This is a genomic window from Salinarimonas soli (genome assembly GCF_008386575.1).
GTDB classification, from domain to species: domain Bacteria; phylum Pseudomonadota; class Alphaproteobacteria; order Rhizobiales; family Beijerinckiaceae; genus Salinarimonas_A; species Salinarimonas_A soli.
The window spans coordinates 1-217 of the sequence record NZ_VUOA01000093.1; the positions used below are offsets into that span (position 1 = coordinate 1).

The 217-nt window shown below is 67.3% G+C and carries 1 protein-coding gene; it reads left to right on the top strand.

The features are described from left to right. The coding region (locus tag F0L46_RS25365; protein WP_149822395.1) for a PAS-domain containing protein at positions 1–217 on the top strand (217 nt) is incomplete at both ends.

A 217-nucleotide genomic window follows, 5' to 3' on the forward strand; every position in this document is an offset into this window, starting at 1 on the left:
AACCTGCGCTTCGGCATCGCCATGGACAACATGGTCCAGGGCCTGTGCCTGTTCGACCGCGACATGCAGCTCGTGGTCTGCAACGGGCGCTATGCCGACATGTTCGGCCTGCCCGCCCGCCTGACGCGCCCCGGCACCGCCTTCCTCGACTTGCTGCGCCACCGCATCGAGCGCAACCTTTATCACGGCGATCCGGAGGCCTATCTCGCCGAGCGCG